The following is a 22,975-nucleotide window of genomic DNA, read 5'->3' as shown; positions in this document are numbered from 1 at the left end:
ATTAGAATTGAAGTCCTAAGCCAAAATACGCTTCCCAAGCTTTTCCTTTTCTCCAGGAACTGTCAAAGTCCATGTGTCCGTTGAGTATCTTTTTGGAAAGGTCTACACCAAGACTTGCGCGCACAACAAAACTTTTCCATTTTTCAGGATACACAAGAGCTTCAAGTCCGCCTGTATAAATTCCTTCTTTATAGTTCAAGTTCGAGCCAGTGCCTCTGTTTTTTATCAAGGCAGCGTCAAAGAATGGACTTAGCTGAAATTCAAAGTTCAGGTACTTGAAAATTTTATGGGGTAAAAATGCAATCGCTTTTATAACTTTTGGCTTTGTGTCATAGCTTCCGAACAATGCATAGCTCCAGTCAAGCCAGCGGACGGTAACAATGTGTATTGGCATATCAAAGTTAAAAACTATCGCAGCCGGAGTTTTTAGCGCATAGTTGTCCGCGTCAACTTCGTAGTCGTCAAATTCCTGTTTGTCTGGCGCGCCTCTTAAATATTCACCGATCGAAAATTTTGTGTTGTAACCTGCAAATCCGTTTGCGTTGATTGCAAAACCAACATATTTGAAACTTTTGAATAATTTTAAATTCGCTTCAACTGATGGAACTACTTTTTCATCAATTGTATCTGCCGTTATGTCCCAGCCCATGTATTGAGATGCTGAAAATGAATATCCAGTCCTAAAGTTGTTTAGGCCCACCCAGTTTATATTGCTGAAGCTTATTGTCTGTCCCGGCTTTATCATCGGAGTCTGGTACAAATCATCGTTGTTTTTATTAATTCCGTTTCTATCCCAGTTATGCGTAAAATTTATAGAAGGCGTGTAAGTAACTTCTGTTGTGTTTCCTATGTAGCCAATTGAAAACGGAAGTGAAATTGTCGCGTCTTCTACAAAGTAAAGAGCATCATCATATTTTTCATAGTCAAGATTTTTTATTATTGACTGTGAAAATTCAAATTTAATTTTATGCTGGCCGATTGGAACTATAACAGCGATTCCTGTTGTGTAGTCGTATTCAGGAGCATTGTCGCCTATTGTCCAATTGAAGTCAAATGAATTGCTCCAAGTATTTTCGGTGATTCCAATATCAAAAGGGTAGTCGTAGCTAAAAGCGAATCCTGTTGTTACTTTTGAATAATTGTCCGGCTCGTCGTCATCTCCAAAGTTCAAATTCAAATCAACATTCAAGTCGTTCATAAGTCCTAAAAAGTTGTTGTCTTTAAGCTTGAGCTTGATTTCTATTCCTGAGTTTGTGTCTAAAGACGGCTTTGGAAAAATCAGCATTGAATGTGAATCATTAAAAGTGTATTGCGCTTCAATAAGATTTATTCCGTCGCCTGTGGTTTCTGCTATGTCGTATGAATATTCGATGTCTGTAAGAAGCCTTGTGTTTTCTATGTTCTGATATATGTCATGAAGATATTTTTCGAGTTCTTCCTTAGAATTGAAAACTCTTTTGTAGTTTATATCTGAAATATTTTTTTTTAATGCTGACTCTTTTGTTTTTCCTTTTGAAATGAAGTCAACTTTTTTTATTTGAAAAAGGTCTTCCTGTGCAAAAATTGCTGATGCACAAGAAATCACAACGAAGACAAGTGTTTTTAAATTTTTCAGCATAGCTTAATAGGCTCCTTTGCCTTTTATTACAACTCCGACTGTTTTTATCAAAATCCAAATATCAAGCCATACAGACCAGTTTTGAATATAATAAGTGTCCAAATTGATTCTTTCCTCATAGCCAGTGTCGCTCCGTCCTGAAATCTGCCACATTCCGCTTAGTCCCGGTTTTACAGAAAGCACATAGTCTGAATATTTTCCGTATTTTGTGAGTTCAGGCTCTGTAACTGGACGCGGACCAACCAAAGACATTTCTCCGACAAAAATATTCCAAATCTGCGGAATTTCATCAAGGCTGGTTTTCCTTAGGAATTTTCCAAGTTTTGTTACGCGAGGATCGTCTGTGAATTTTCTGTCCTTTTCCCATTCAGCAGCTCTTGCAGGATCATTTTCAAGAATTTCCTTTAGCTTTTTGTCTGCGTCGATGCACATTGAGCGGAATTTCCAGCATTTTAAAACTGAATGATTTTTTCCGACTCTTTTGTGTCCGTAGAAAACTGGTCCGGGCGAGCTTATTTTTATTGCAACTGCTATAATCAATGTAAGCGGAATCAAAATCGGCGAAACGCAAATGCATACAACAATGTCTATGGCTCTTTTTAATAATAATGAACTTTTCTTTGTAAGATAATTTGTTGAAGAAAATGCAAGAATCCCGCCGAAATCTTTCATGTGCAAAGACATTGTTGTGTTCAGCTGCTCTCTTGGAACTCGAATTAAATATCTGTAGTTTGTCTGAAGCTCTTCAAGATTTTTATTGAATCCACAAAGAATTCCAACTTTTATGTTGATTTTTTTTAGAACTGCGGAAATTTCAGCGGACTGCTCAACAATTTTTATTCCAAGGAATTCATCTTTGTGAATGGCAGAATCTGTTACAATAAGAATTGGTCTGTAGCCAAGATATTTTTTTTTCAAAAGACGCTCTACGATTAAATTTGCCCTGTCATCTTTGTTGTAAACTACCGCAGGAACTCCCCACCATGAGAATTTTGCAAAATATCTTCTGCTTATTTCTCTTCCAAGCGGAAGCAAGATTGTTGCAAATGGCCATGAAAGCACAAGGGCAATGGCAATTGGAATAAGGTCTTTTGTGGATTTTATAGTTGTGAGCGCAAAAGCTTCTCCTATAAGAATAAAAAACGATGAAAGTGAAAATCGTCTTACTTCGTCTTCTGGAGCTAAAAGAATTCCTGGGTAAAGTCCATTTAAATAGAAAACAATGAAAACTGCCGGCAAGAAAACTGAATACTTCAAAAAAGATCTGAAATTTATACAAGAAGGATCAACTGCATTCACAATAAAAAATCCAATGCAAATTGAAAGCATAAAAACCAAGGCATCTATAAAACCAAGCGAAATACCAGAAATAAATGAACTTGTGTATTTGTATTGAGATTTTAGGTGCTTTTCTAATTCTTTCGCATTGATACTAGAAATCATAAGTCTATCCAGTATAAAGGAAAAAAGCGGAATTGTCTATTGTTACACATAAAAACGCATTATTTTCTAGTTATTTCACTTAAAATCAAGGCTGCTGTTTTTTTATAGGAATATTTCTCAGGAATTTCTCCAAGTGGACTGTCGTTGCAAAAAGTTTTTTGCATTTTTTCGCACAAATCGTTGCTGTTTCCGCTTTGAAAAAAGACAACAGGAAATCCGTCGTAAATTTCCTTGAAAACTGGAATATCTGAAATAACGGCTTTTGTTCCGCAAAAAAGCGCTTGCAACGGCGGAATTCCGAAACCTTCGTAAAGTGACGGCTGCACCAAAAATTTTGCCTGGGTTAAAAGCAATAGCAGTTTTTCATTTTCAACAAATCCAGTGAATTCAATTGAATTCGGAAATCTTGAATTCATCTCGCTGATTTTTTCTGAAATGCTATTGTCTTTTGTACGGAAATTATCCTTAGAGCCAACAATCAAAAGCTTTGGTTTTTCCGCGTTTTCAAGCTGATAGAATTTTTCAAAGGCTTCAAGCAGAACAGAAAGGCCTTTGTGTTTTTTTATGTTTCCAATAAAAATTATAGAATTATTTTTTTGCACATTTGGACATTTTTTTTCCATATAGTTTGGAAGACCATTGTAGACAACCGCAATTTTTTTCTTGCATTTTAGAACTTTTTCAATTCTTTCCTTGCTGAAATTTGAAACTGTAAAAATTTCCTTGGATTTTTTTATGGCGCGTTTGTAGAAAAATTTTCTTGCAATGATTCCAATTTTTCCGCAGAGTCCTTTTACATCAAGAAAAACAATGTCATGGATTGTTGAAAAAACAGGAATTTTTATTCCGCCGGGAATGTTGCAGTATGGCGAAAAATAAACATCGCATGAATTTATTTTTTTTAAAAGCTCTTTCGGAAATAGAAACATTTCTTTCAGCGAAAAAGTTTTTACATTGCAAGATTCTCCTTCTTTGCTTCCGAATAAAAACAATTCATTTCCGCTGTTTTTTAAATATGGAAGAATTTCGTCTAAAAAAGTTCCGATTCCGCTTTTTCCGCTCATGCGGCAGTCAACTGCAATTTTCATTTTCTTCACTAAAAAATTACTGTCCGTCGCTGAACAATGGCGCCCAGTTTTCTTTTACAAAAATGTTGTCGTGAACTGTGAACCATTCGTCTTTTGGAACTGGGAAAGAAGTCTGTTTTCTTATTCGAGTGCTTTGTGCCTGTGCAATTTGAATTTTTACAAACGGAGCTTTGTCTTCTACAAGGAACGGAAAGCCTGTGAATGGATTTTTCGCCCCAGCCACAATGTCTTTTGTTGCAAGGTATGGCGTGTCGGCATTTGTCATAAAAGTCATGTCCTCTTTTACCGGACCATGCGCATAAAAATCTTTTACGAGCAAAGTCGCAACAACATTCTGCTTTTTCAGTTTTGAACCGCTTTCATTTTTAAGTTCTGGAACTTGAACCGTTGTTCCATGGTCAGAAACTATTATAATTCTTGTATTGTCATAAACTCCAATGGATTTTAAATAGTCAAAGAATTTTTCATATGTATTGAAAACCGCCATCATAGTTGTAAAATGATCATGTTTTGCGTATTTTCCAGGACCGAATCTTGTGGCTTCCTTTCCTGTTGGAATGTAATCCGGATAGTCCAGCAAAATCGACTCATGCACTGTTTCATTGTCAATCATTATAAAACTATTTTCAGTTGAAGTTGCGTCCGTAAGCTGCGGAAGATAGTCAAGCTCTGAATAATTGTCTACAAAGCGCGGCAATCCGTCGTTGTAAGAGTCAAAAGATGTCCAGTATTTGTTATGGTAAACAGTCCGTCTAAAAACAGGCGAGACCATTTTGAAAATACTGAACCAAATAAAATTTCGCTTTATGTCTTTTGCAAGAAACTGAACTTTTTGTATTCCGTGCTGCTGATACCAAAGATCAGAGTATGCGCCTCTTGTTTCCGCACGCTTTACATATTCATATCCCTTGTACATATTTTCAATTGGATACTCAAGATAATTTTCATACGGAAGTCCTGAAACTGTTGTGCTAAATCCTGCTTCATGAAACACAACAGGAAGCGTCAAAAGTGCCTGATTGTGTTTTTCCTGCAATGTTTCATCTGATCTCTGGTTTATTTCGTAGGGGGTAAAACTGTAGCCTCCAAAAATTCCTGGAGTTCCAATCATTGTGTATCTTCCGAATGAAATGGCATTTTTATAAAAAGTGAATCCATCAAATTTCTGTCTAAAAATAGGCTTTTCTTCGAAACACTGTTCAACAAAAGGCATAAAAAGTCTGTCCTGCATGATTACAATGACATTTTTTCCTGTTTTTGAAAGATGATAGACCGGCTCGATTTCAGTTTTTATTGAAGGCGGCTGCATTTTTTTGAATTCTTTGTTTATTTTTATGCAGTTTGCAAATGAATTCATAAAAAGAGCTGCAACTACAATGGTAGCGCAGTAGCTTATTATTTTAGTCTGTTTCTTTATGATTATAAAAACTGCCGCAATAATTCCTGCGATCGCCACAATATTCAGCAAGAACGAAACTAAAGTCGGCTTAAAAAGCTGTGGCTGCATAAAAATACATTCAGGCAAAATCGGTCCATAGCTTCCTGAAAATGCAAAAGTATTTAAAAGCGCGACAAATGCCAGAATTGGGAAAATCAGAGAAAATGATTTTTTTATTTTTGATGAAAAAAGCGCGTAAAAGCAAGTCGGCCAAAATAAGAAAAGTCCTGCCGCCTGAAAAAAAGTATTAAACAAAAACACAAAAGGCGAGTTGTAGTTGTCAACATAGCAATATTGTTCCGGCTCGCTTTCCATAAGTGTGGATGGAATTTGAAAACCTGCAAGAAATGCCAGCAAAATTGCAGATAAAATAAAAAGTGAAAATCTTAGCTTTTTGTTTTCGTCAAGAACAGAAAATTTTCTTTCAAGAATGTCAGAAACTTTTTTTACTATGAAAGGAATGACCGGAAGACAAAACGCAAAAACAGCAACGAGAATTCTGAACTCAACTTTGATTTTTCTTAAGATTGTCGCAGTTGAAATAAAAAGCAAAAATGCCGTGATGCACAATATTGTATAAAGGACTTTTTTAGGATTTTTAAGTTTATAGAAAATGTTTTTTACAAGTGAAAAAATATTATTCATTGTCCAGTAGACAACAAGTCCGGCTGGAGAATTATAAAGTAGCAAAAGAAAAACAGCAGCGCATCCAAAAATCTGTATTTTTTCATTGATTCCATGGCCTTTTGAATAAAGCGCGCCGGAAATGCAGTTGATTAATGTCATTGCAATCGGCAGGACATTTATATAGAAAGAACCAATTTTAAAAGTTGCGTCGGGATTTCCAAAATCTTTTATAAATAAAAATGAAACGCCTTTCAATGCCTCAAGATGAGAAAGAAAAGTGTAAGCCGCTATAAAAAAAGGAATCTGAATTAAAAGGCTGAATGAAGAGCGCAATGCCATAAGCGGATGATAATGGTTCTGCTTGTAAAAAGTTGTAAGAATCATGTACTGCTCGTCGCCTTTGAAAAATTTCTTGATTCTTTTTGTGCCGGGCTTTAAGTTCTCTTGGATTTCGCGTTCTTTTTCCTGCCATTGCTCTGCAACCATATAAAGCGGAAGAGTGCAGAGCGTAACAACAATGCTAAGTCCTATTACTGCAAGTCCGTGGTTGTTTGTTATTTCAAAGAAAAGCGTGAAAAAAAATTCAAGAATCTGTATAATCGGAGCAATTATTATATTAAAAAGAGCATTAAGCATTTTTTCCCTCGTCGCAAAGAAATTCTTCTGCTATTTTTTTTATGAGACGCGAAGCTTTTCCGCGGTGGCTTATTGCATTTTTTTGTTCTGCTGTAAGTTCTGCGGCAGTTTTTCCGAGCTCGGGAAGATAAAAAATCGGATCGTATCCGAATCCGCCTGCTCCTCTTGCATCTTCAATTTTTTCGACAATTTCACCTTCCATTGTTTCCTGCACAACAAAAAGCCTGTCGTTTCCCATGTAAAGAACCATTGAGCAAGTGTAATGAGCAGTCCGTTTCTGAAACTTTCCAGAAGAAATTGAGTCCGTTATCTGTTGAATTAGAAATTTGTTCTGTTCTTCCTGCGGAATTTTTTTCCCGTCAGGTTTTCCTCGCATAAAATCCGGTCCTGCATAACGCGAAGAATAAATTCCTGGGGCTCCGTTCAATGCATCTGCGCAAATTCCAGAATCATCGGCAAGAACAGGGGAGCGCACAATTTCCCACAACGCTTTTGCTTTTATAAGGCTGTTCTCGTAAAAAGTCGAGCCGGTTTCTTCGGGGTCAAAATCAATTCCCTCGTCCTTTGGAATTACAATTGTATGCTCTGGAAAAAGTTCTGAGACTTCACGTTTTTTATTTAAATTTCCGGTTGCAAGATAAATTTTCATTCCAAAAGAATAGCATTTTAAATGCTTGTTGTCGAGAGAATTGCGGATTTCTATCAGGGCAAACGCATGTAAAAACACTTTCTGATAAAATTACAGAAAGTGTGAAATTTTAAAGGAGCCTTAAAACCGTTTGGCGGAACTGGCGGTTTTCCCGAAACCAGATCGTGCGCTTGCTTAAACTGTCCTGTTTTTTATTCTCCGGTTTTTCTGCTTGGCGTAAGATATTTAATGCAAGCCGGCGCATAACTGTCATGTTTTCCGGACTATGATCCTTTCGGTGCCTTTTGTAGTCCTCATTGAAAGTCATATCAAGACACCAGTGAAGGCGGTTTTCAATTCCCCAGTGTAGTCGAATTGATTTTTTCACAAGTTCAATGTTATCAAGTGAAGTTAGAAAAAACCTGATGTCTGTGGAAGTTTTTCCATTTACAGTCCGTTCTTCCCGTGCCATGGCAACAGCCTTAAGTCCCGGCCACTCATCTTTATTCTCCAGCCACGACAGGTTCGTGCACAGGTAATACTGCCTGTTTTCAATTCGTCCATGGTCAGGATTACATTCCTTTTCGCTTTTTATAACTCCGTATTTTGCAAGCTCCTTTTCATCCATAGAGAAAAAGTCTTTTACGGCTTCGTGTGTCGTGCTTTGATTTCCTTTCAAAGAAAGAACATAGTCTGCTTTTTTTTCCTTAATTTTCTCGCAGATTTTTTTCTGGCAGCCCATTGCATCGATTGTGATTATCATTCCCCTTATATCAATCAGTTCCAGAAGCTCAGGAATTGCAGTGATTTCATTTGACTTTTCATCTGTCTTTACCTGCCCAAGAATGAGGGACAGTTCATCTGCCCATGCACTTACAATGTGAATTCCCTTTGCTCCCGTGACCTTGTTTGAGCCGCACATCGTCTTTCCGTCGATGGCAACAATTGTTCTGTCCGGTTCAATTTTTACTTTCTCGTAAATTCCATGAGCCCACTTTATAAAAACTTTCTCGATTTTATCTGCGTTCACATTTCTGAAAACCCGGAGAATTGTGTCGGCACTTGGCGGACCGAACTCAAACTTCACCAGCCCCTTGATGGACTCTTCCGCTTCCTCCGCCCATTCAGCTATGTGCTCAATGTCCTTGATGCCGCTTAGCAGCCCGAACAAAACCAGCAGGAAAATATCAGCCAGTTCAAACTTCCTGCACCTTTTTACTCTAAAATCGTCTATTTCTTCCAGACTTTCTCTTAAAAGCATAATTCCACCCAAGGGGAATTTTACCATTTTGTGCATTTTTTAAATAGTAGTTTAGAGATTTAAAACAAAAAATTTTTACATGCGTTTGCCCTGGATTTCTATCAGGGCAAACGCATTATTGCGAGATTTTGAACCAGGAAACCGTGCCTGGAAGCCAGTTTTATGCTGAATACATTTATAATGCGCTTGCCATGGCATTTCTATTCGTCACCGCTAAAAATCTCTTTTGCCTTTGAAACAAGAGATGCAACGTGGCGCGGACTCATTGAAAGAAGCTTGCCGACAGTTATATTTGTGGGAACAGGAATTTGCCTTGAAAGTTCTTCAATCGATTTTCGCCATCTTTTGTCATGCGAATTGAATTTTTGCAGTTCGTATTCAGTGCAGTCTGATTCTTTTTGCGCTTCCCTTTGTTTTTGCATGGAAAATTTCTTTCTATGAAAATATGCGAAATTTCGTTTTTTAAATAAATTATGAAACCGCATTTCTTTTTTTTCAATTGATTCCTTTGCGCTCATAATCATTTTTCTAAGTTTTTCCTTGTTGCATCCTGTTGCTGCGGAAACTTTTTCAACAAGCGGATCCGTAATGCTGTAGCAGGATTTTAGCGCAAGAACAAGACAGAGTTCTTTTGTAAAACTTTCGCTGATTTTTGTTTTTCTTTCAGAATGTCTTGAACAAGCCGAATATTCAAGATTTTTCTTTGCGACTTTGTAAAGTTCTTCTGTTGTCATTTCGTTTTCAAAATAAATTTCTTCATTCTCAAGAACGAAATTAGATTCTTCGACAACTAAAGTTTCGCAAAAAGATTTTTTTTCGTTTACCAAGAACTGCTTTTTTTTCCGCCATAAAGCCGATGCCTGCAAAACTCCGTAAATGTAAGTTGAAAAATCGCTTATTTCAGGATTATACTTTTTTAAGATGTGGACAAAATGTTCCGCCATGTAAACAAGAAAATCCGAAAAATCATCTTCGCCCATGCTTGCAAGTCCTAGCTCAAATTTCCGCCTGAACATGAATTCCAAAAGCAAATTTTTTGTCTCCTCTTCACTTGTCTTTTTCTCGCTGAAATCCTTCCAGATTTTTCTTGCTTCCGCCGTAGTTTTTTCACTCATAATTTCTCCTGATAAAAGTCAAAAAAAGTTGATTGTGTGAAATAAAAACAGCAAGACTTATGCCAAGTGTAATTGCATGGAAATTGTGTGTTTTCTTTGATTTTTTGATATTTTATAGCTGAAAAAATAACTGGCGGCTGTAAGCTTTTTCAAAATATAACAGGATTTTTGTTATTTTCTGTTATTTGTTAAAAAAATATTGCAAAAAAAATAACAAAAAAGCCTCCATTTCTGGAAGCTTTTTCTTGCGTTTTATAGTTTTGTGGAAGATTGATTAAAGGACTTTTGCGAATTCTTTTAGGATTAATGGAAGCAATGTTTCAATTTTGCCTTCTGTGCTTGCTCCTGCAGCATTTTTATGTCCGCCTCCGCCGAATTTAGAAGCGATCGCGCTAACATCGCATTTTTCTCTTGAGCGGAATCCCAGTGTGCATGAAAATTCCGTTTCTTGCCGAATGAATAAAACAGCCTCGACATTTTCAACTTCAAGCATGAGCATATAAAAAGCATCGCTGTCCCGTCCGTCCTGCCCGAATTTTCTTGTGTCGTCCATTGTCTCAAAAGTTACAACAAGTTTTCCGTTGAAATGACGTTCCGCGTGGTCTAGCATAATTCCCAGAAGCTTTCTTGTGTTCCACTGCTTTCCGCCTGTCATTTCCTGATAAATTTTCCTTGGATTTGCGCCGGATTCCACAAGCCTTGCCGTTCCCTTGAAAACTTCCGAACTGTCTTCTGTAAGATACTTGAAAAATCCTGTGTCAGTCGCCATTCCAAAGAAAAAAATATCCGCCTGTTCTTTTGAAGGTTTTCCGACAAGTGATTCAAAAAGCTGCTGGACAAGGCAGGATGCCGCCGGTGCAGTTGGATCTATTATATTGTCTGAATTTTTTACATCGGCCGTTTTGTGGTGGTCGATTATAAATGTGCTGAATCCTTTTAAATCTCCGTCAATATCTCCAAGCCTTGAAAGTTCCGAGCAGTCCGCAATTATAAGTCCGCATGAATTTCTTTCGTCCTGTGTCATAAAGGGCAGTGCATTCTTGAATTTTGGCGCGAATTTCTTTATTTCGTTTCTTTTAAAAGGTCCGGCGTTAAGCATTATGTAAGGTTTGTTCATTTTATCCAAAATAAATGAAAGTCCTATGCAGCTTGAAATGCAGTCGCCGTCCGGCTCTTTGTGCCCTGCAATAATAAAACTGTCATGTGAATCTAAAAAACTTTTGAATTTTGAAATTTGTTCTTTTGAAATAAGAATCATATTTTCCTGCCTGAAATTAAAAAAGACCTGATCCTGAAAATATCAGAACCAAGTCTCCTTAATAAATATTTTGCTACTTATTAATTTTTCTAGTAGTCAAGAGTAAGCGAGTCTGCGTCAGTTCCATCGATTTGCATTCCGCTAGGAGCAATTGCCCAAAGTGAATTGAAACGGTTTGTAGGAGCTGTAATCCACACTTTTAGGAATTCACCGTTCTGGCTTATTACTGTCATGTATGGAGAGAGTCCTTTTGGCATAGTTCTGAAGTTGAGTTTTCTAGCTCCGTCTTCATTTTTGAACCATTTTTTTGGAAGAACCGCAGTTCCGATGTCTATGCCTTGTTTTTCGTAAAGCACAACATAAGCGTCTTTCTGGTCATAAATTTTGAAGATTCTTACATTCTGATAAGAAATTGTAGATACATTGTCTCCGTGATTCCATACAGGCTGCTTTGTCTGCTCGTTGTTTTCCTGTGAAACTGCTGGCAAAATCATTGCAATAGCAAGAACTGCCGTGGCAAAAAACTTCTTCATGAATTCCTCCGAATTTGTTCTATAATAATTATATAAGCGCGAGCATAATGGCTTTTATGGTGTGCTTTCTGTTTTCTGCCTGATCCCAAACCTTGCTTGCGCTGCTTTCGAAGACTTCTTCTGTAACTTCCTGTTCTTTTACAGCAGGAAGACAGTGCAAGAATATAGTTTCAGGTTTGCCAGTTGCTTCCATAAGCGCCTTGTTCACTTGGTATGGCTGAAGCAATTTTACGCGCTCTTCTTTAAGCGATTCTTCACCCATGGAAACCCAAACATCAGTATAAAGGCAATCGACGTTTTTGACAACTGAAATTTTATCGGAAACAGTTATAGTTGCTCCGGATTCCTTTGCGAACGGCGCGCAGATTTCCAGTATTTCGTTGTCAGGCGAAAGTTCTTTCGGTGAGAACACACTGAAATTTATTCCGAACTTAGAACAAATCAGCATAAGGGAACGTGCCATGTTGTTTCTTCCGTCTCCGCAGAAGCAAAGTGAAAGACCTTTTAAATGCCCGAAATTTTCCTTGAGTGTCATAATATCCGCAAGAACCTGCGTAGGGTGGAAGTCGTCTGTAAGTCCATTTATGACAGGAATTCCTGAATATTTTGCAAGGTCTTCAACATGGGACTGCTTGAATCCGCGGAATTCTATTGCGCTGAACATTCTTCCAAGAACTCTTGCTGTGTCCTGAACGCTTTCTTTTCCGCCGAGCTGAATATCGTCAGTTGACATAAAGACAGGATGCCCACCTTCTTCGCCGAATGAAGTTTCAAAAGAAGATCTTGTGCGTGTTGAGCGTTTTTCAAAAATGAGCGCGATTGTTTTTCCTAAAAATCTCTGGTGGACTTCGCCTGCATGTGATTCTTTTTTAACCTGAAATGCCCAGTCCAAAATCTGGCTGATTTCCTCCGGTTTCCAGTCTATCCAGTTTAAAAGGCTTCTTCCCTTGAAAGGGCTTTTGAATTTTTCTGCCTTCATTTTTCTTCCTCCGTTTTATATTACAATTATAAGATTAATTGTGTATAAAATCAACTGTTTATGCAAAAATGTACAATTTTTGTGTATATTTATACATTTTTTTATTTTATACTGAAATACGTTTAATCAAGCTATCCTTTTGCAACATATTTAACATAAATAAAAAAAAAGCACCTCAGAAAACTGAAGTGCTTAATTCTATAGTGGCAATAGGGATCGAACCTATGACACATGGAATATGAGTCCATTGCTCTACCAACTGGGCTATGCCACCACGAATAAACAGAATATAGCACACCGCAAAAAATGTGTCAATAGAAGTTTTTAAATTTTAGCAAATTTTTGAAAAAGTTAAGTAAAATTTTTTTATTATTTATGCTTTTTGAAATATTTCTGATTCCTTTTTTAGGTCTAGTACTTGCTTTGTTGAAAGTCCCGTGGCTTTTACAATGTTTTCGATAGAAAGATTTATTTCTATAAGTTTTTTCGCAGTTGAAATTGAATTTTTAACAATAGCTTCTTGCGTCATGTCTTGAGCAATTTCTTTGGCAATTTCTTTGGCTTTTTCATTGGACTGAATGGCCATTTCCTGTTCCCATGTCATAAACCTGTGCCTCCACTGTGCATTTGTTTTTACCCGCTCGACCAGCGCGGAGAGCCTGTCTGTGAAACCGGAGCTAGGCTCTTTTCCACAGAGATATTTGAAAAATGCTCTCAGCTCCTCGGACTTCATTGTATCATACTTTTTCGCATTGAAAAAGACATTTACTGTTCCGTCGTCCATCAGAAAGTCATTGTCCTCGTCGGCGCGGTATCGGAATGTGTACACAGGAAATCCTTTTCCGAAAGCATCTCCCATGCAGAGAAAGACAACGTAGCTCTCATTAAGCACATCATAGCCGGTTCCATGCTGCACATTGTCAACATCCATCAGTCCTTGGTAATAGCGGGCGCGTTTTGCAAGAGAGGTGCTGTGCGTTGTCTGGATTTCTATGTCGAATGAGCGGCCGTTTCCGTCCTTTACATATACATCGAATCTTATTCCGTGCGAGATGAAATCTGTTTTAAGTGATTTTTCCGCGGCTGGCTTTTCGATTCTGTCAATTTTGAGGTTCAGAAGAATCTCAATGAGATGCTTGCAGACTTCCGGGTTGTCCTCAAGGACTTTGCAGAAGATGAAGTTGTCGGCGAGTGTGAGCCGCTCCCATTTTTGAGCTGGCGTGAGTTCGTGTCTTTGCATTTTTTTTCCTGTTTGCGTTGAAAATTTCTATAAATACTTATTGCCGAAAAAATACAAAAAATGCACGGTTTTGAAGAGTTTTTTATCGTAAGAGAGAGTTGTGGGGCTTTTTAGGCTTGCTGATGAATAAAATCAATACTTCTCAAGAATTTCTTTTATGGCATTCTTTAGGTTTATGTAACGGCTTTAATAATAGTCGCTTTCTCCGTTGCACAGGTATTCAACTGTCGTTCCTAATGCTGAGGCGATTTTAAATACGTCTGATGCTCTTGGTTCTGTCCCTGTTTTTCTCATGCTGGAAACAGTTGTCTCTGAAACTTCCATTTTTTTTGCAATCCAGCGGTAGGATGTGTTTTGCGCTTTCAATATTGTCCCAAAATGCCATTTTTCAATTATAAGCGGAATTTTACTACTTGAATCCGTAGTAATATGTCTTTTAACTACGAATATAAGTAGCTAAGCTTTTTGTCTGCGTAATTTTTGAAAGAGCTTAGACAGGCTGTTTTTAAGGAAGTGGAATTTGACGCGCTGTGCCGTTATTGTTGGAGTTTCAGAAAAATCGGGATACATTCAAAAATCGCTCGCTGATTTCTATAGGTTTCTCTTGAGCCTGAAAGGAGGCTCTTGGACGGAATCGGAAATCATGATTATTCCAGAAGGAGTTGACCTGGATTCCTTGAAATTCCTTTTGCGCCGTGTTTCAGACGTTAAGCTGAGGAGCCTTGTTTTTTATTTCTGCGGAAACAAAGATGATGTCCGTACTGAAAACGGTTTCATCTTTTGCGGGGATGAAATAAAACTGCAATATATAGAAGAAAACGCACTTCATACGGCAGTTTTTTTTTGATTCTTGTGGAAGCTTGGTTTTGGAGGATTACAAAGATACTGTGCAGGAAGAATTTTTTGTGCAGGATTCAGATGTTGAAAATGATGCTTTGCGTAACATTGCGGCCGGCAGATTTTTATGTGAAGATGTGCTTGAAAAAACAAACGGCACTGCTTTCTTCTGTGGACGCAAGACTGGTAAGAAACCTTTGCTTTTGGAAGATGGGAGTGGCTTTTACACGGCTTCTTTTATCAAATCATTAAAAAAAGAAGAGGAGCTGTTTGATGTTTTTGCGGCAGACAGAAACACAAGATTTGAATGTGAACTTGCAAGACAGAATGCTTATGAGGAATTTTCTGTGTCATGAGCCTTTATTGCATATCGGTAAAGACCGGACTGGAGGAAAAATTCAAGGAAAACGTTCTTCCGCTGGTTATATGGAAATAATTGCGCTTTTCAAGGATTTATCCATATTCTGCGCAAGCAGATGAGGCTTAAAAACGGGAAAGAATATTTTGATGCTTTTTTTCCGGATATGTTTTTCTTGAAACGGAAGAATGTGAAGCATCAAAGCTTTATGTTCTTTCTGGGGAAAAATATTTTTTACGTTTTTTACCCTCAAATAGTTCTGTCAGTCCTCTTGTAAAGGGCGACTTGGAGATTGTGAGCTCTATACTGAGGTTTGGAAGCACTGTGGGAATTGTTCCTGTTAAGTTTGATGCGGGAGACAGGGTTATTATAACGGACGGGCCGTTCAAAGATTTTTCCGGAAATGTGATAGCCGTGAACCGACGCAACAAACGTTTGAATATACAGATTGATTTTATGAACGGCGTGCGTGTTGTGGGACTTTGCTACGAAGAAGTTCAGAAGCAGCCTGCAAAATAAACGCAGAAGCTTGTTCTGCATAGTTAAAGACAGCCTTTTTTAGAAGCGGATCTTGGTTCAAGGCTGTTATGCTATAAATACAAATACATACGAGGCATTTTATAGAATTCAAAAAAAATCAGTTTCTGCAAACAAATTAAAAACAATGCAGTGGCATTGGAATATATTATGAAAAGAACAAAAATTGCCATTTAGAAAATCTATAGAATATTTTATGCATTATGCTGTAAGAGGATTTCTGAAATTTTTGAAGTAGAAATTTTCAACTCAATCCGCGTAAAAAAGTTCTGTAAGCAAACTTGTTTGCACGAATACTTACTTCAAGTCGTCAAAAGTTCCAGAGACAGGCTTTGTTGCTCCTGTTGAGCTTTAGGAAGGCTTGCGTCGCACAATCGACTACGAGTTTGTTAAGAAAGTGCAGGGGCATACGTTCAGCTGCGAGTAGTGTTTGTGTTGATAACTCATTAAAAATGTCTTAATTTTTACTTTTTTCAGTATAAATAATTTATAATATTTTTTATTCAGCCCTAGGTATTGTCCTGCCTGGGGCTTTTTTGCTCAACAAGTTGCACAGAATGATGCATTTTTCATTTGACAAAAGTTTTGAAAATTCATATATCTATTTCAAATGACAAAGGATTTGACAACAGGAAGCCCTATGCGGCTGATTTTAGGATTTTCGGTTCCAGTTTTCTTTGGATATTTGTTCCAGCAGTTCTACAATCTTGCGGACACGGTGATTGTGGGCAAATTCCTTGGAGTTTCCGCGCTGGCTTCGGTTGGCTCTACGGGAGCGGTCTGCTTTCTGATTATCGGAGGCTGCATGGGAATCTGCAACGGCTTTGCTATTCCGGTTTCGCAGAAATTCGGGGCAAAGGACTATGATTCCATGCGCAAGTTTATCGCTGGCGGAGTTAAGCTGACCGCTGTAATTGCTGTTCTTGTTACGACTGTTACGGTTGTTTTCTGCAAGCCTCTTCTTGTCCTTATGAAAACCCCATCAGACATCTTTAACGGCTCTTACGGCTATCTTGTTATAATTCTTGCCGGAATTCCTGCTTCACTTGCTTACAATCTGCTTGCCGCTGTAATCCGCTCCCTTGGAGACAGCAAGACTCCTCTTATTTTTCTTGTTGTTTCTTCCGTACTGAATATTGCCCTGGACTTGTTTTTTATCCTCGCGCTGAATTCCGGAGTGGAAGGAGCTGCCCTTGCGACTGTTATTTCCCAGGCGGTCTCAAGTGTTGCCTGCCTGTTTTATATTCTAAAAAACTATCCGATTCTTCATCTTTCCAAGGAAGACTGGAAGATAAACAGCCATCATGTGCAAGTTCTGCTTTCCATGGGGCTTCCTATGGGATTGCAGTATTCTATTACCGCGATTGGAAGCGTTGTTCTTCAGACTGCCGTAAACAGCCTTGGCTCTGTGGCGGTTGCTTCTGTAGCTGCGGCAAGCAAGATTACGATGTTCTTCTGCTGTCCGTTCGATGCCATGGGAACAACTATGGCGACTTATGGCGGGCAGAACACCGGTGCGCACAAGTTTTCTCGTCTTAATCCCGGTATATTCAGCTGCTCGTTCCTTGGGCTTGCCTATGCGTTTCTTGCATTTGTAATTATGCTTGTTTTCGGGCGGAATTTGGGGCTTCTGTTCATTGATTCAGGCAATGAGGAAATCCTTGGCAATATCTACAAATTCCTTGTGGTTAACAGCTCGTTTTACTTTCCGCTTGCCCTGGTGAATATTGTGCGCTTTATGATTCAGGGAATGGGATTCAGCCAGCTTGCGGTCTTTGCAGGGCTTTTTGAACTTGTCGGGCGTGGTGTGTTCGGGCTTGTTTTTGTGCCTGTGTTCGGCTATACCGCCGCCTGCTTTGCTTCTCCTGCCGCCTGGATTCTTGCAGACAGTTTTCTTATTCCTGCCTACTTTATCTGCAAAAAGCGTCTTGAAAGCTAGTTTTTCCAAGAGATTGCCGGATGTTCCCCAGGCAATGACAGTTGCTTTCTGGAAATTGAAATATTCCAGAGTTTTTATTCATTTTCTTGCATAAAATTCTTTTTTTCTGCATAAAATCATCTTTTGTTTTTCCTTTCATTCTTGCCTGCAAAATCTTTTCAGCCTTAAAAATACCTAAACTCAGGCCTAAAAAAGCCGATGAATAATTGAGAGTGCCGTTTGCGCTTTTTAGTTAGAAAAAAGAGGTTTTCCTATGAGATTCAAGAGGCTGGCTCTGCTGTTCATCGTGGGCTGCGCGGTTTTCTGTGCCAATGCAGTTTCTGTCGCTTTTCAGATTGTCCAGCACGGGGATTCGGAAATTAGAAGCTCTTCCTACGTTATTGAGGAAGGCTTGTTCGACTTTTTCTTTGGAAAGGGAATCATAATTTCAAATTCACCGGCCATTGCTTCTGACAGTGTGGAAAATGACGCTTCTTTTTTTGAAAAATCCAGACAGGAGGCTTGGGAAGGCGGCGTTGATTATTTTGTGGAGCTTACAGCAGATTTCAGCTCTTCAAATTCAACAAATCCCGACGCAGATCTTCTTGCGAATCTTTCAAGCCTTTCATATAAAGTTCTGAATGTCGGCTCGGGAGCGGTTCTTGGCAGCGGAAAAAAAATTCCTCCTGCTTCAAGCCAGTTCGAGGACAAGCGCAAGGGACTTTCCGATTTTGCTTTTGGAATAGCAGACGATATATATAAAATCATCCGTAGGTAGGGGACGTATGAAAAAGTTTTTATCTGGAATTTTATTTTTGTTGATTTCCGTTTTTATTTTTGCCGACTCAAGCGCGTCGGTTGAAGGCGTTATTGAGGTTGCCGGCAAGGATGAGCTTCCGGCCGGATATTTCGGAAAGGCTGCCGGTTATCTTCCGGGAGACAGTGTTTCAATTACAAATCCGAACACTGGAATCACTTTGCAGATTTTGAACCTTGGCACTTTGGACGCTTCGGGCGGAATTGCCATTCTCATTTCGGAAGAATCCGCAAAGAGCCTTGGAATAGAGCGGAACTCAGGCGTAAAGGTAAAGCTTGCCCCGCGCTCAGGATATTTTGACGAGACAGTTTCAGGAAACGCGGTTCTTGATGAAAAAACTTTGCCAGCTGCAAAAGAAGAGCCAGTATCAGATGTTTCAGCCGAGCCTGCTGTTCAAGCCGGGCCAGAAGCCGCTAGTCAGCCTGCTGAAAATGCTGCTGTTTCCGTGGAACCTGCTGCTCCTGTTGCGGTTGCCGGAGTTCCTTTGATTGCGGACACGGAAGACAACGCCGAGGAAGAAGATGCGGAGGTTGCGGCTGTAGAAGATGAGGCTGAAACTCCGGTGGATGAAATCGATTCCGAAGATGAAACTGATTTTTCAGATGAGGAAAAGCTTTCTGCTGAGCCAGTTGAAGAAGAAGTTTCTGCTGATGACGAGCCTTCCGTTGAAGAAGAAACAGAGCCTGTAATTGTTGAAGCTCCTGCTCCAACAGAAGAATGCGAAGTTCCAGAAGAGCCTTACGAGGACTATGAAAGCGTAGAAGACGGATTACTTGAATCAAAAGAAGCTGTTGAACAGCCGTCCCCAGCGGAAGAAAGCGAAGTGGAAGCTGTAACAGTTGAAGAGCCGGATCCAATCGAAGAAGAAACGGAAGATTTACCGGAAGAAGAAAATGCGGAGCTTGTTATTGTGGAAGAGCCGCAGGAAGAAGAGCCGGAAACTCCTACCGAAGATGAAACCGAAGAGGAAGCTGTAACTGTAGAAGAGCCATCTCCGATTGAAGAGGATTCCGCTGCGGAAGAAAATCAGATGGAAGAAGTTTCAGAGCCAGAGGAAGTTGTTGCAGAACCAAATGCAGAGCCGGAAGCTCAGTCTAGCGGAGAAAGCGAAAGCAGTGATTATGCTCCGATTGTTCTTGTTCCTTCCGAGCCGGAATCTCCTGAGTCTCCTGTAGATGCTTCTATAGAAAACGAGCCAATTGAAATTGTTCCAGTTGAATCTGTTACAGAGGAAAAAAAGAGTGAGCCAGAACCTTTGCAGACTGAATATCCTGTAAGTATTCAGGATTATGTGGTTTCTTCTGAAAGCGCCCTTGCAAGCAACTGCTACTATATTCAGATTGCAACAATGGGAAACATTAAGAATATTGAGAATATTCTTGTTAAGTATTCAAAATATCCTGTTTCGCTCATTCCTGCTGGAAAAAATTACCGTGTTCTTGTCGGACCTCTTTCTGTGGACGAATACGGTGCGGTTCTTGCAAAGTTCAAGAATGCAGGATTCAAGGACGCATTTGTAAGAAAAAGATAATTTGCTTTTCAAGTAAAATAAAGGCGGAAGTCCCATTTGTGGATTTTCCGCTTTTTTTTTGTTTTAAATAAAAGAAAATGTTTGCTTTCTGAAAAAAGGTGATATATAATAAAGTCAACTCGTGTTGATAACTTGTATAAAAAATTGGAGGTTTTATGAAGGTTTTTAGAAAACGCCTTGGAGCGGCAGTTGCTTGTGCTTCAGTTCTTTCGCTTGCGGCCTGTGGAATTTCTACAAAAAAAACAGGTTCGGCAAATATAACAGTTCTTCCTGTTGAAAATATTGCTGATGATTTTATTATGGGAGTTGATGTTTCGTCCATGATTTCCGTGGAAAATGCCGGAGGTGCTTTTTATGATGCGAACGGAAAAAAGGCTGATTTGCTTGAGCTTCTAAAAATGGGCGGCGCGAATTGCGTTAGAATCCGTGTATGGAATAATCCTTTTGATGCTAACGGAAACGGCTACGGCGGCGGAAACAACGATATTGAAACTGCTGTGAAAATCGGAAAAAGAGCCACTGATGCAGGTCTTGGTGTTTTGATTGATTTCCATTACTCGGATTTCTGGGCTGATCCGAACAAACAGTCAGTTCCAAAAGCCTGGAAAAACATGACATTTGATGAAAAAGAAGCCGCATTGTCAAAATATACAACTGAAAGTTTGGAAAAACTTAAATCTGCCGGCGTAAAAGTTACAATGGTTCAGGTTGGAAACGAAATCAACAATGGAATGTGCGGCGAGATGTACGATGACAAAGTTTTGGGCTTGGTAGGAGAAGGCTGTAAGGCTGTAAGAAATTTCGACAAAAACATTCAGATTGTGGTTCATTACACAGATCCGCTTTCTGAAGGATATTTGGAAAAAAGGGCGGGGCTGCTTGAAAAATTCAATGTTGACTACGATATTTTTGCGACTTCATATTATCCTTTCTGGCACGGAGAAGCTGGAAAACTTTCTGTCACTCTGAAAAAACTTTCAAATATTTACAATAAAAAAGTCATGGTCGCGGAAACTTCATATCCGTTTACAAATGATGATGGCGATGGATTCGGAAACGTTGTGTCCGGAATGTCTTCTGAGCAGGAATTTGACTATCCGTTCTCTGTTGAAGGTCAGGCTGTTGCGGTTCGGGACGTAATTGCGGCAGTTGCTTCTGTAAAAAAAGGCGTTGGCGTGTTCTATTGGGAGCCGGCATGGATTCCTGTCCGCCATTATAAGCCTGAAGCTCCGAATGCCCAGTCTGTTCTTGAAGAAAATTTCAAAGCATGGGAAAAATACGGCTGTGGCTGGGCTTCTTCTTATGCTGCTGAATACGACAAGGAAGTTCGATCTGCAAGAAACGGCGGAACTTGGGATAATCAGGCTTTCTTTGATTTTGACGGAAAATGCCTTGATTCAATTAATGTGTTCAAATATGCGCGCACAGGTTCAAAAGGCAAGCTGAATGTAATCCGCGTAGAAAATCCGCATGTTGAATTCGCCTACGGAAAACAGGAAGAATTGCCAAAAACCGTAAAAGTTGTTTACAATGACGGCTCTGTAAAGGATGAGCCTGTTGAATGGGACGCAGCTGCCAAAAAAAACGTAACTGGAAAGCCTGACTTTGGTGAATACAAAATTCCTGGTAAGCTTAAAAAAGGCGGAAATGCTGAATGCACTGTAAATGTTACTGCAAGCAATTTCCTTGTAAACGGGAGCTTTGAAAGCGGTGATCTTACTGGCTGGACTGTTGAAAATCCGCTTGGAAAAGGAACTCCAAAGGTTGACAAGAACAATCAGAATGCAAAAGAAGGCGTATGCTACTTTACAGCATGGGAAAAAGACGACTTTGAATTCACGGTTTCCCAGACTGTAAAAGAATTCTCAGCCGGAAAATACAAGTGCTTTGCATATTTTGAAGGAACTGGAATAAAAAATCCTAGCGGAACAGTTTTCAAGGCTGTTGTCCGTAAAAAAGACGGAACCAAAACTGAATTCACTTGCGATGTTACAATTCCAAATACTTGGAAAAAATTCTTTAAGGCGGAGCTTCCTGTAATTGAACTTGACGATTCAACTGAGTCAATAACTGTAAGCGCGCTAATAAAAGCTGAATTTGACGCTACGTCAGGTGCTAACGGAGCTTGGCTTGTAATGGACGACGTTAACTTGCTCCTTGTTGAATAATAAAAAAAGCCTTGCTATAATCAGACCATGCTTGGATTTATTACACTTTTGTTTTGCCTTGGAGAGGTTGCTTTTCCTACGTTTATGCTTTGCCTTGTTTATCCTTTCAGCAGGAAAACAGCTCTCTTTTGGTCTGATTACATAACTTGCCAGTGTGCAAGAGTTGTTTTTGCAATTTTAAAATTGTATAGAAAATTTCAGTTTCTTGGTGATAAGGAAAATTTGAAATTGCTTCCAGAACAGTTTGTTGTGATTTCCAACCACCAGAGCCTTTTTGACATTGTTGCTTATCTAAAATACTTCGGCGGAAAAAAAACGCGGTTTGTTGCAAAAGACACTCTTGGCTCGGTTCCTATGGTCGGAAAAATGCTTAAAACCCAAGGACACTGCATGATTCCTCGCCACGGAAGCCCTTCAGTTGCAATGTCTTCTATAGACAGCTTTGCTTCCCGTGTTTTGCAAAAAAAACAGATTCCTGTAATTTTCCCAGAAGGAACAAGAACCCGCGACGGAAATGTAGGTCAGTTTTATGCGGCTGGATTCAGGCGGCTCGTTGAAGGCACTAAGCTTCCTGTTGCAGTTTGCGCTCTTGACGGCGGCTGGCAGATTTCAAGGCTTAATTCTCTTTTTAGGAATCTTCACAAAGGCTCGTACCGCGTAAAAGTTCTAAAAGTTTATCCTTTCCCTGAAACAAAGGAAGAGGAAAAGCGAATCCTTGAGGAATCCCGAGAGCTTATAAAGAGTCAGCTTGAAGAATGGAGAAAACTTCCTGTTGCTTCTTCTGTTGTGTAATTTTGAGTTTTTCAGTGATTTTATGCTGAGAATTTGGATATTTGTAGTTTTATTTTGCTTAGAATTGCTATTCTGTTCTTGACACACGAATGTTAAATTGTGTATATTTCTAGAACATATAAAGAAATCTGTGGTTGTTTCTAAGGTTCATCC

General features: G+C 39.2%; 20 protein-coding genes and 1 tRNA gene. 8 read left to right on the top strand and 13 right to left on the bottom strand.

The window, feature by feature from the left end; all coding sequences use genetic code 11:
• Position 1: 1 nt before the first annotated feature.
• The 13 genes from TRESU_RS07325 to TRESU_RS07265 all read right to left on the bottom strand — a co-directional run bounded on the left by TRESU_RS07325 (position 2) and on the right by TRESU_RS07265 (position 14,230).
• Entirely contained in the window at positions 2 to 1,618 is a 1,617-nt protein-coding gene (locus TRESU_RS07325) for a BamA/TamA family outer membrane protein (protein WP_013701615.1), read from the bottom strand.
• Positions 1,619 to 1,621: 3 nt separating this feature from the next.
• Positions 1,622 to 3,061 carry an undecaprenyl-phosphate galactose phosphotransferase WbaP gene (gene wbaP / locus TRESU_RS07320; RefSeq protein ID WP_013701614.1) on the bottom strand — a complete coding sequence of 480 codons (1,440 nt, stop codon included), beginning with the start codon at positions 3,059 to 3,061 and terminating at the stop codon, positions 1,622 to 1,624.
• A gap of 59 nt (positions 3,062 to 3,120) precedes the next feature.
• On the bottom strand, positions 3,121 to 4,149 hold the full coding sequence (locus TRESU_RS07315) for a glycosyltransferase family 4 protein (protein ID WP_013701613.1): 1,029 nt from the start codon (positions 4,147 to 4,149) through the stop codon (positions 3,121 to 3,123).
• A 16-nt stretch (positions 4,150 to 4,165) separates the two neighbouring features.
• Positions 4,166 to 6,850 (bottom strand): YidC/Oxa1 family membrane protein insertase, encoded by a 2,685-nt coding sequence (locus TRESU_RS07310; RefSeq protein ID WP_013701612.1) that lies wholly within the window; start codon positions 6,848 to 6,850, stop codon positions 4,166 to 4,168.
• Positions 6,843 to 7,499: an RdgB/HAM1 family non-canonical purine NTP pyrophosphatase gene (rdgB, locus tag TRESU_RS07305; protein WP_013701611.1), complete on the bottom strand. Its 657-nt coding sequence runs from the start codon at positions 7,497 to 7,499 to the stop codon at positions 6,843 to 6,845. The genes TRESU_RS07310 and rdgB overlap by 8 nt, the downstream gene beginning before the upstream one ends.
• A gap of 109 nt (positions 7,500 to 7,608) precedes the next feature.
• Positions 7,609 to 8,766 (bottom strand): ISAs1 family transposase, encoded by a 1,158-nt coding sequence (locus TRESU_RS07300; protein ID WP_245535656.1) that lies wholly within the window; start codon positions 8,764 to 8,766, stop codon positions 7,609 to 7,611.
• A gap of 173 nt (positions 8,767 to 8,939) precedes the next feature.
• On the bottom strand, positions 8,940 to 9,854 hold the full coding sequence (locus tag TRESU_RS07295; RefSeq protein ID WP_013701610.1) for a hypothetical protein: 915 nt from the start codon (positions 9,852 to 9,854) through the stop codon (positions 8,940 to 8,942).
• A gap of 274 nt (positions 9,855 to 10,128) precedes the next feature.
• Complete coding sequence (locus tag TRESU_RS07290) at positions 10,129 to 11,112, bottom strand: DHH family phosphoesterase (protein WP_013701609.1); 984 nt, start codon at positions 11,110 to 11,112, stop codon at positions 10,129 to 10,131.
• Positions 11,113 to 11,201: 89 nt separating this feature from the next.
• The gene (locus TRESU_RS07285) at positions 11,202 to 11,645 is read right to left on the bottom strand and encodes a hypothetical protein (RefSeq protein WP_013701608.1); all 444 of its coding nucleotides are present in this window, start codon (positions 11,643 to 11,645) and stop codon (positions 11,202 to 11,204) included.
• Positions 11,646 to 11,673: 28 nt separating this feature from the next.
• The gene (argF, locus tag TRESU_RS07280) at positions 11,674 to 12,624 is read right to left on the bottom strand and encodes an ornithine carbamoyltransferase (RefSeq protein WP_013701607.1); all 951 of its coding nucleotides are present in this window, start codon (positions 12,622 to 12,624) and stop codon (positions 11,674 to 11,676) included.
• A 201-nt stretch (positions 12,625 to 12,825) separates the two neighbouring features.
• Positions 12,826 to 12,898 (bottom strand) — tRNA-Met (locus tag TRESU_RS07275).
• A 99-nt stretch (positions 12,899 to 12,997) separates the two neighbouring features.
• On the bottom strand, positions 12,998 to 13,864 hold the full coding sequence (locus tag TRESU_RS07270; RefSeq protein WP_013701606.1) for an Rpn family recombination-promoting nuclease/putative transposase: 867 nt from the start codon (positions 13,862 to 13,864) through the stop codon (positions 12,998 to 13,000).
• A 186-nt stretch (positions 13,865 to 14,050) separates the two neighbouring features.
• Positions 14,051 to 14,230 carry a helix-turn-helix domain-containing protein gene (locus TRESU_RS07265; RefSeq protein WP_041612019.1) on the bottom strand — a complete coding sequence of 60 codons (180 nt, stop codon included), beginning with the start codon at positions 14,228 to 14,230 and terminating at the stop codon, positions 14,051 to 14,053.
• A 154-nt stretch (positions 14,231 to 14,384) separates the two neighbouring features.
• Here TRESU_RS07265 and TRESU_RS07260 point away from each other — a divergent pair, with 154 nt between their 5' ends.
• The 8 genes from TRESU_RS07260 (at position 14,385) to TRESU_RS07225 (ending at position 22,822) form a co-directional block, all read left to right on the top strand.
• Positions 14,385 to 14,711 carry a hypothetical protein gene (locus TRESU_RS07260; protein WP_013701605.1) on the top strand — a complete coding sequence of 109 codons (327 nt, stop codon included), beginning with the start codon at positions 14,385 to 14,387 and terminating at the stop codon, positions 14,709 to 14,711.
• Positions 14,712 to 14,730: 19 nt separating this feature from the next.
• Positions 14,731 to 15,057: a hypothetical protein gene (locus TRESU_RS07255; protein WP_013701604.1), complete on the top strand. Its 327-nt coding sequence runs from the start codon at positions 14,731 to 14,733 to the stop codon at positions 15,055 to 15,057.
• Positions 15,058 to 15,353: 296 nt separating this feature from the next.
• Positions 15,354 to 15,578 (top strand): transcription termination/antitermination protein NusG, encoded by a 225-nt coding sequence (gene nusG, locus TRESU_RS15570; protein ID WP_245535655.1) that lies wholly within the window; start codon positions 15,354 to 15,356, stop codon positions 15,576 to 15,578.
• 628 nt (positions 15,579 to 16,206) lie between these two features.
• Complete coding sequence (locus TRESU_RS07245) at positions 16,207 to 17,535, top strand: MATE family efflux transporter (RefSeq protein WP_013701603.1); 1,329 nt, start codon at positions 16,207 to 16,209, stop codon at positions 17,533 to 17,535.
• Between the two features lie 253 nt (positions 17,536 to 17,788).
• Positions 17,789 to 18,292, top strand: a complete 504-nt coding sequence (locus TRESU_RS07240) for a hypothetical protein (RefSeq protein WP_013701602.1) — start codon at positions 17,789 to 17,791, stop codon at positions 18,290 to 18,292.
• A gap of 7 nt (positions 18,293 to 18,299) precedes the next feature.
• Positions 18,300 to 19,862, top strand: a complete 1,563-nt coding sequence (locus tag TRESU_RS07235) for an SPOR domain-containing protein (protein ID WP_013701601.1) — start codon at positions 18,300 to 18,302, stop codon at positions 19,860 to 19,862.
• 155 nt (positions 19,863 to 20,017) lie between these two features.
• Complete coding sequence (locus TRESU_RS07230) at positions 20,018 to 22,030, top strand: glycosyl hydrolase 53 family protein (protein WP_013701600.1); 2,013 nt, start codon at positions 20,018 to 20,020, stop codon at positions 22,028 to 22,030.
• Positions 22,031 to 22,057: 27 nt separating this feature from the next.
• The gene (locus TRESU_RS07225; RefSeq protein ID WP_013701599.1) at positions 22,058 to 22,822 is read left to right on the top strand and encodes a lysophospholipid acyltransferase family protein; all 765 of its coding nucleotides are present in this window, start codon (positions 22,058 to 22,060) and stop codon (positions 22,820 to 22,822) included.
• The last annotated feature ends 153 nt before the right edge of the window (positions 22,823 to 22,975 follow it).

Origin of the sequence: Treponema succinifaciens DSM 2489, from assembly GCF_000195275.1 — a bacterium.
Lineage (GTDB): Bacteria > Spirochaetota > Spirochaetia > Treponematales > Treponemataceae > Treponema_D > Treponema_D succinifaciens.
Note: the sequence above shows the minus strand (reverse complement) of the source record. Positions and strands in the feature narration are given on the sequence as shown.

Coding starts and splice junctions, on each gene's coding strand:
- argF (WP_013701607.1), bottom strand. CDS start 12,624: ATGAAGGCAGAAAAATTCAAAAGCCCTTTCAAGGGAAGAAGCCTTTTA.
- wbaP (WP_013701614.1), bottom strand. CDS start 3,061: ATGATTTCTAGTATCAATGCGAAAGAATTAGAAAAGCACCTAAAATCT.
- TRESU_RS07315 (WP_013701613.1), bottom strand. CDS start 4,149: ATGAAAATTGCAGTTGACTGCCGCATGAGCGGAAAAAGCGGAATCGGA.
- TRESU_RS07325 (WP_013701615.1), bottom strand. CDS start 1,618: ATGCTGAAAAATTTAAAAACACTTGTCTTCGTTGTGATTTCTTGTGCA.
- TRESU_RS07235 (WP_013701601.1), top strand. CDS start 18,300: ATGAAAAAGTTTTTATCTGGAATTTTATTTTTGTTGATTTCCGTTTTT.
- rdgB (WP_013701611.1), bottom strand. CDS start 7,499: ATGAAAATTTATCTTGCAACCGGAAATTTAAATAAAAAACGTGAAGTC.
- TRESU_RS07270 (WP_013701606.1), bottom strand. CDS start 13,864: ATGCAAAGACACGAACTCACGCCAGCTCAAAAATGGGAGCGGCTCACA.
- TRESU_RS07230 (WP_013701600.1), top strand. CDS start 20,018: ATGAAGGTTTTTAGAAAACGCCTTGGAGCGGCAGTTGCTTGTGCTTCA.
- TRESU_RS07300 (WP_245535656.1), bottom strand. CDS start 8,766: ATGGTAAAATTCCCCTTGGGTGGAATTATGCTTTTAAGAGAAAGTCTG.
- TRESU_RS07225 (WP_013701599.1), top strand. CDS start 22,058: ATGCTTGGATTTATTACACTTTTGTTTTGCCTTGGAGAGGTTGCTTTT.
- TRESU_RS07310 (WP_013701612.1), bottom strand. CDS start 6,850: ATGCTTAATGCTCTTTTTAATATAATAATTGCTCCGATTATACAGATT.
- TRESU_RS07295 (WP_013701610.1), bottom strand. CDS start 9,854: ATGAGTGAAAAAACTACGGCGGAAGCAAGAAAAATCTGGAAGGATTTC.
- TRESU_RS07285 (WP_013701608.1), bottom strand. CDS start 11,645: ATGAAGAAGTTTTTTGCCACGGCAGTTCTTGCTATTGCAATGATTTTG.
- TRESU_RS07245 (WP_013701603.1), top strand. CDS start 16,207: ATGACAAAGGATTTGACAACAGGAAGCCCTATGCGGCTGATTTTAGGA.
- TRESU_RS07240 (WP_013701602.1), top strand. CDS start 17,789: ATGAGATTCAAGAGGCTGGCTCTGCTGTTCATCGTGGGCTGCGCGGTT.
- TRESU_RS07290 (WP_013701609.1), bottom strand. CDS start 11,112: ATGATTCTTATTTCAAAAGAACAAATTTCAAAATTCAAAAGTTTTTTA.